This is a genomic window from uncultured Megasphaera sp. (assembly GCF_958350005.1).
GTDB lineage: Bacteria > Bacillota > Negativicutes > Veillonellales > Megasphaeraceae > Megasphaera.
On the sequence record NZ_CATWFF010000119.1, the window covers coordinates 1 to 6,377 of the forward strand.

The window sequence follows — 6,377 nt, forward strand, 5'->3', positions numbered from 1 at the left end:
ATATTAGGAGGTATCAAGATGATTCAGTTGGATCATGTGTATTTTTCCTATGATCGGAATAGTCCGCTGCTGCAGGATATAACCATGACCATTCATGACGGTGAGTATATTGCCATTGTCGGCGAAAACGGCAGCGGCAAGAGTACCTTTGTCAAGCTTTTGCTGGGCCTCATTTCGCCGGGCAGGGGAAATCTGGTCAATACGTTTCAGCGTACAGCCTATGTGCCGCAGCGCTTTGATTCGCTGAACAGCCAGTTTCCCATTACGGTCTTTGAAGTGATGGAGTATTACCGGCGTATTCTGCATGTAGCAGATAAACATGCTGTTCGCCGTACGTTGGAGCAAATGAATGTATATGACCTGAGAAATCGTCTCATCGGTTCCTTGTCTGGCGGGCAGTGCCAGAAAGTCATGATTGCCCGGGCGCTGCTGGGAAAACCGGATTTGCTGATTTTTGATGAACCTTCTACAGGTATTGACGTGAAGAGCCAGATGGAACTGTATCCGTTTATTAAGCAGCTGAATCAGCAGCAGGGGATAACGGTTATTACGGTAGAACATAATCTGAAATTTGCTGTTCACAGTGCCGACAAGATGTATCATATTGCCAATGGCAGCGGTCATTTCTGCACGCCTCAGGAATATGTACGGGAATATGTTTCGGATAACGTAGGGAGGGAATTTGATGTTTGAGTATACATTTATGCAGAATGCCTTTATTATTTCCATCCTCATTTCGCTTATGTGTCCGTTAATCGGCATGTTTCTCGTACTGCGCCGCTACTCCATGATCGGCGATACGCTGGCTCATGCTTCCCTGGCCGGTGTTGCTGCCGGCCTTCTGGCCGGTGTCAATCCCATTGTCAGTGCCTTTTGCCTGACCTCTTTTTTTGGCGTTTTAATCGAAATACTGCGCCGCCAGTTCCGGCAGTACGCAGAACTTATTCTGGTCGTAGTATTGTCCTTGTCCGTGGGCATTGCCATTACCATTATCAGTTCCGGCCTGGTTCGGGCCAATGTGGAATCCTTTCTGTTTGGCAGCATTTTGACTGTATCTCAGGGTGATGTCATTGCCGTTGCCATTCTCAGTCTTGTGTCTGTCGGCGTAGTATACTGGCTGTATCCGCAGCTGGTTATGCTGACATTTGATGAAGACGGAGCACAGATTGCCGGTGTACGGTGCCGGCTCATCAATTATGTGTTTGCCGTTCTCGTGGGCGCTATGATTTCCGTTTCTATCCGCGTCGTCGGCATACTGGTTATCAGCTCCCTCATCGCTCTGCCCGTTGCGACGGCTCTCCAGCTGCGGCGAGGATTCAGGACGACCATGTTTGCAGCAATGGTCATCAGTTTTATTGATATTTTAGCGGGCTTGTTTATTTCGTACTGGTTTGGCGCCGCACCAGGCGGGGTGACGGCCCTGGTTTCTGTCGGCATGCTGCTTCTGGTCATGGCCGGCTGTGAAGGCGTCGATTGGTTTGGAAGGCAGGGAGGAATCTATGATGACAGACATAAGTCCTGAAGAACGGTGCAGAGCGTATCTCCACCAATATGGCATGAAAAACACCAAAACCCGGCAGATGGTTATGCAGCTTCTGCTGGAACGCCGCGGCATGATGACGGCTGAAGATATTTACCAGGTCCTGATACAGCAGGGACAGGCCATTAATTTTTCGACAGTCTACCGTATTTTGGAAATGTTTACGACTAAAGGGGTTGCTGAAAAAAGCTATTTGCCAGATATTCGCAAATACGGGTTTGCCCTGCAGTCTGTAGGACACCGGCACCGTCTTATTTGCCTGCGCTGCCATGCCGTCATAGAGGTAGAGCACTGCCCGCTTGCCGATTTTGAAGCACAATTGGCAAAAGATACGGATTTTGAAATTGTAGGGCATAATTTGGAATGGTATGGGTATTGTCCGACCTGTCGGCGTCAGATGCAGCAGGCTTCGTCTCAGTCAGGAGAAAAGCCGTGAATATTTGCAGTCAGTGGATAGAAGGGATATTGCAGCAACGGCTTCAGGCGCCAATGCGCATATCTGTATACTGCCGGTCTCTCCACAGCGGCGCCCCTTTTTGCTATGACGAACGGGTCATGCCGTCGGCAAGTCTCATCAAAATTCCCATTATGATACGGGCTTTTCGTCTGGCACAGGCCCATTCCCTGGATGTTTCCCAGCCTTGCCCTGTATATGGGCAAGTAGCCGGAGGCTCTGTGTATAATTTGCCCAAAGGAACCGTTCTGACCGTACATGATCTGATATTTCATATGATTGTAGAAAGCGATAATACATGTACGAATATGCTTATCGACATGCTGGGAATGGACAGCATTAATGAAGAAATCCGTCAGCAGGAATTGCGGAACACAGTGCTGCAGCGTAAAATGATGGATTTTGCTGCGGCTCAGGCCGGACGGGAAAATCTGACCAGCCCGTCGGATATGGGCCAGCTGCTGTATCGCCTTGCCCATGGGCAGTGTCTGGGAGAGGAACTGGACAGGGGCATGATGGATATTCTGCTGCAGCAGGAGGACAACTGTATCCTGCCGGCTCAGATTCCGCACATCGTGCCGGTAGCCCATAAGACGGGAGAACTGGACGGCCTGTATCACGACTGCGGTATTGTATGGAAAAAAGGAACTCCCTATATTTGCTGCCTCATGGCCGACGGAATCGATGATGAACCGCAGGCTGTATATGATATGTCCTATATAGCCCGCGATATTTACGATATGATGTAAGGATAGCCCATATATACGATAATAAAGGACCGGCAGAAACAGGTGTGCTTCTGCCGGTCCTTTTGTCGCCTTATACAGCGGTATTATCTTATCGGATGTAGTGAATGAAATCGGCCTTGCGAGGTTTGGCAGCCGGAACGGGACCATCTGCATAGCCGAGAATGCAGTGGCCTACGCCTACGAGGTGTTCTGGCAGACCCCACTGACGGAGCAGTTCTTTTCCTTCAGGGGAAGCAAACTCTTCTTTTGCCCGGTTGATCCAGCAGGAACCTACGCCGAGAGCAGCTGCAGCGTTCATGAGATTTCCCATGACCAGGCAGCCGTCTGACCAGGCATTGGCTGATTTTTCCGGATCGGTCAGTACGACGATGACTGTCGGTGCACCGTACATGGGATCACTGTCCGTTCCCATAATGGCAGCATTCATTTTCGACAACTTGGCAATAGTTTCTTTGTTTTGAATGACTACCATGGTAACAGGCTGGAGCCCCATGCCGCTGGCTGCATAGGTGCCGGCCTTGAGAATTTGCTGCAGCTCTTCTTCGGCAATCTGCTGCGGCTTATAGTGACGGATGCTGCGGCGGGACAGCAAGGTTTGTATCGTCTGATTCATAGAATATATCTCCTTTCATGGCAACGCGGCTGGTGCGTGCATAGATACGCAAATACCGCTATATAGTAGGATACGACGCAGACTGGGAAATCCCTTTTTTTTCTTGCCATTTCCAGGATAAAATGCTATCATTTTAATGATGAAAACTCAAAAGGACATTCCAGTTTTCTAACAATATAGTAACAAGTACGGCCTTGTATTTTACATCCCTATTCGATAATGCTATAGTAAATGAAGCAGGTCGTTGCCGGCGAGAGGAGAGAGGTCTGTGCAGAAACTATTGGAAAAGATTGGGCGGTTTACTCTGTATATTTTTGAACAAGTAGGAGTGCTGACCATCTTATTCGTCCAGACCTTGCAGCAGCTTCCCAAAATACAGCGGCGTCTGACTATTGAACAAATGGCCCATTTAGGCGTAAATTCTCTGCCCATTGTCAGTTTGACCATGCTTTTTGCCGGCATGGTCATGACGCTGCAAATTGTCGATATTCTGCTGCGTTACGGTGCCCAGTCGACATTGGGCGGTGTCATGTCCATTGCCATGGGCCGCGAACTGGGACCTATCCTGACCGGCGTCGTCATGGCCGGCCGGGTTGGTGCAGCCATGACGGCTGAACTGGGAACCATGAAGGTTACGGAGCAGATCGATGCCCTTCGTTGTATGGCTGTCAATCCTGTTGCCTACCTGGTGGTGCCTCGGTTTGTTGCCTGTGTCATCATGGTCCCCCTGCTGGCTTTTTACGGGTATGTCATCGGTACTGCCGGAGGCTACGCTGTTGCTACCTTTGGCGCCGGCCTGTCTCACTTTACGTATGTAAATTCCGTTGAAGTGATTACAGCTGTAAGTGATGTCGTATACGGCATGGTGAAAGCCATGTTTTTTGGCGGCATTATTGCGCTCATTGCCTGCTATGAAGGGATGCATGCCAAAAGCGGTGCTGCCGGTGTCGGACAGGCAACGACGAAATCCGTAGTAACTTCGATTATTTTTATTTTTATTTGCAATTATTTATTGTCCGTCATTTTATATTAGGAGCGCCTATGATTCGGTTGTGCGACGTTACTGTCGCCTATGGTCAGCATGTCGTGCTGGATCATATTAATTTGGAGATTCGCGACGGTGAAACCATGGTAGTTCTCGGTGCGAGCGGCTCTGGCAAGAGTACGATTCTGCGCCTGATTATGGGACTGCAGAAACCGACGAGTGGAAAGGTTTTTATCAATGATGCCGATATTACGGCATATGATGAAAAGCAGCTGGACCGTGTGCGGCAGCATATGGGCATGGTATTTCAGTATTCGGCGCTGTTTGATTCCATGACGGTCGGTGAGAATGTCGCCTTTGGCCCTCGGCAGCGAACCAAATGGAGCGAAGAAAAAATCCGGAATATCGTAGCAGACCGTCTTCGTCTTGTCGGCCTGGAAGGAACGGAAGCAATGATGCCCAATGATTTGTCTGGGGGCATGAAAAAACGGGTCAGTCTGGCCAGAGCCATTGCCATGGATCCGCAGATTATTTTATATGATGAACCGACAGCAGGGCTGGATCCGCTGCGGTGCATGGATATTAGCCGTCTTATCGTACAGATGCAGCACCATCTGCATGCTACTTCGGTCGTCGTGACCCATGACATGACTTCCGCCTTCTATATTGCAGACCGGCTGGCCTTTCTCCAGGATGGCCGATTTCGGCTGGTTGCGGATACAGAAACGTTTAAGCATACAACAGATACAGATGTGCAGCTGTTCATTCATGGCGGCGAACTTCCAAGCAAAGGGGATGATAGATGATGAAATGGAATGCAGAGGCAAAGGTCGGTTTGGTGACGATTGTAGGCGTTCTGCTGTTTACCTATGTCATCCTTACGCTGGCTCATGCAGAAATATTCGGCAAGCCCGGGTTTGAAATCCGTGCCATGTTTCAGGATGCCAACGGCTTGCAGAAAGGGAATTCTGTCCGCTATGTCGGCGTCAACGTCGGTAAAGTCGAGAAGGTAACGCCTTCCCGAGACGGTGTAGAAGTTCTTCTGCGGCTGGATAAGGGAACGGAAATTCCCAGAGATTCAAAAATATCCATTACGACAGACGGCTTGTTGGGAGAAAAAATGGTATCTATTATTCCAGGCAAGGATAAGGACCATTTATTAGCCAGCGGCGATGTGCTGGATGGTGTACAGGGCAAGACCATGGATGATGTCATGGCCAATGCCAATGAAGTTATTAGCGGTGCCAATGAACTCGTTCATAATATGAATAAAATAGTGGGAAATCCGCAGAACCAGGCAGCCCTGAGCCAGTCCCTGCAGAATGTAGCGGCTCTTACAGGGCAGACGAATCAGATGCTCGATGCCAATGCCGGAAATATCCAGCAGATCACGACGAATATGGCCGCCATGACTGCCCAGATGAATGCATCCCTGCAGAACCTGGACGGTGATGGCGCTACGACCGATAGTGTCCGGGCCATGGCAGCCAATATGAAAGACGTAACAGCCCGTTTTGATACGATTGCCCGGTCCATGGAACAGATGACTACAGACCCGCAGAGTAAGGCTGATATTCAGACGACGCTGCGGAACACGGCGGAAATTACGGAAAAAGTCAATCATATCCTAAATGGCGCATCTGGTATAGAAGCAGGCGGCGAAGCAGGACTGCTGTATAACGATACGAAAAATAAAACCGGTGCCCACGTAAATTTTAAGGTGTACCGCGGCGATTCCTTTGCCTTAATCGGCGCAGAACAGATCGGCGACGGTACAAACCTTAACCTGCAGTATGGCCTGCGCCGCCAGGATTTTGAAAGCCGTCTGGGATTGATTAACGGCGAGCTGGGAGCGGGAATTGACTTCTTTCACACCGGGCCTCTGCGGCTGAGCCTGGAAGGATACGATCCTGACGACTGGCGGTATCGGCTGAAAGCACAGTATCGTATTTTGCCGGACATCTATTTATTTGGCCAGTTTACCCGTCCTATGAAACGAAGCGACGGCGGTAATTATTACGGCATTAATTATGTAT

At 49.6% G+C, this 6,377-nt stretch carries 8 protein-coding genes; 7 read left to right on the top strand and 1 reads right to left on the bottom strand.

What is annotated here, in order from left to right; genetic code table 11:
* The first annotated feature begins 18 nt into the window (after window positions 1-18).
* Genes Q3886_RS07500 through Q3886_RS07515 form a run of 4 tightly spaced genes read left to right on the top strand, consistent with a single transcriptional unit; the run spans window position 19 to window position 2,743 of the window.
* On the top strand, window positions 19-693 hold the full coding sequence (locus Q3886_RS07500) for a metal ABC transporter ATP-binding protein (protein ID WP_301860682.1): 675 nt from the start codon (window positions 19-21) through the stop codon (window positions 691-693).
* Window positions 686-1,522 carry a metal ABC transporter permease gene (locus Q3886_RS07505; RefSeq protein WP_301860684.1) on the top strand — a complete coding sequence of 279 codons (837 nt, stop codon included), beginning with the start codon at window positions 686-688 and terminating at the stop codon, window positions 1,520-1,522. Before Q3886_RS07500 ends, Q3886_RS07505 begins: the two co-directional genes overlap by 8 nt.
* Complete coding sequence (locus tag Q3886_RS07510) at window positions 1,500-1,976, top strand: Fur family transcriptional regulator (RefSeq protein ID WP_301860685.1); 477 nt, start codon at window positions 1,500-1,502, stop codon at window positions 1,974-1,976. The genes Q3886_RS07505 and Q3886_RS07510 overlap by 23 nt, the downstream gene beginning before the upstream one ends.
* Window positions 1,973-2,743: a serine hydrolase gene (locus Q3886_RS07515; protein WP_301860687.1), complete on the top strand. Its 771-nt coding sequence runs from the start codon at window positions 1,973-1,975 to the stop codon at window positions 2,741-2,743. The genes Q3886_RS07510 and Q3886_RS07515 overlap by 4 nt, the downstream gene beginning before the upstream one ends.
* Window positions 2,744-2,831: 88 nt before the next feature.
* On the opposite strand, the gene Q3886_RS07520 is transcribed toward Q3886_RS07515, so the two are convergent.
* Window positions 2,832-3,356, bottom strand: coding sequence for a nitroreductase (locus Q3886_RS07520; RefSeq protein WP_301860690.1), 525 nt, complete (start codon window positions 3,354-3,356; stop codon window positions 2,832-2,834).
* 268 nt (window positions 3,357-3,624) lie between these two features.
* On the opposite strand from Q3886_RS07520, the gene Q3886_RS07525 reads away from it, so the two are divergent.
* From Q3886_RS07525 to Q3886_RS07535, 3 genes are all read left to right on the top strand, one after another.
* Entirely contained in the window at window positions 3,625-4,389 is a 765-nt protein-coding gene (locus Q3886_RS07525; protein ID WP_301860691.1) for an ABC transporter permease, read from the top strand.
* An 8-nt stretch (window positions 4,390-4,397) separates the two neighbouring features.
* Entirely contained in the window at window positions 4,398-5,147 is a 750-nt protein-coding gene (locus tag Q3886_RS07530) for an ABC transporter ATP-binding protein (protein WP_301860692.1), read from the top strand.
* A partial coding sequence (locus Q3886_RS07535; RefSeq protein WP_301860693.1) for an MlaD family protein occupies window positions 5,144-6,377 on the top strand: 1,234 nt, incomplete at its 3' end. The genes Q3886_RS07530 and Q3886_RS07535, both read left to right, overlap by 4 nt.

What these genes read in the sequence shown, in the direction of transcription:
- Q3886_RS07500 (WP_301860682.1), top strand. Translation starts at nt 19, where the DNA reads ATGATTCAGTTGGATCATGTGTATTTTTCCTATGATCGGAATAGTCCG.
- Q3886_RS07505 (WP_301860684.1), top strand. Translation starts at nt 686, where the DNA reads ATGTTTGAGTATACATTTATGCAGAATGCCTTTATTATTTCCATCCTC.
- Q3886_RS07510 (WP_301860685.1), top strand. Translation starts at nt 1,500, where the DNA reads ATGATGACAGACATAAGTCCTGAAGAACGGTGCAGAGCGTATCTCCAC.
- Q3886_RS07520 (WP_301860690.1), bottom strand. Translation starts at nt 3,356, where the DNA reads ATGAATCAGACGATACAAACCTTGCTGTCCCGCCGCAGCATCCGTCAC.
- Q3886_RS07530 (WP_301860692.1), top strand. Translation starts at nt 4,398, where the DNA reads ATGATTCGGTTGTGCGACGTTACTGTCGCCTATGGTCAGCATGTCGTG.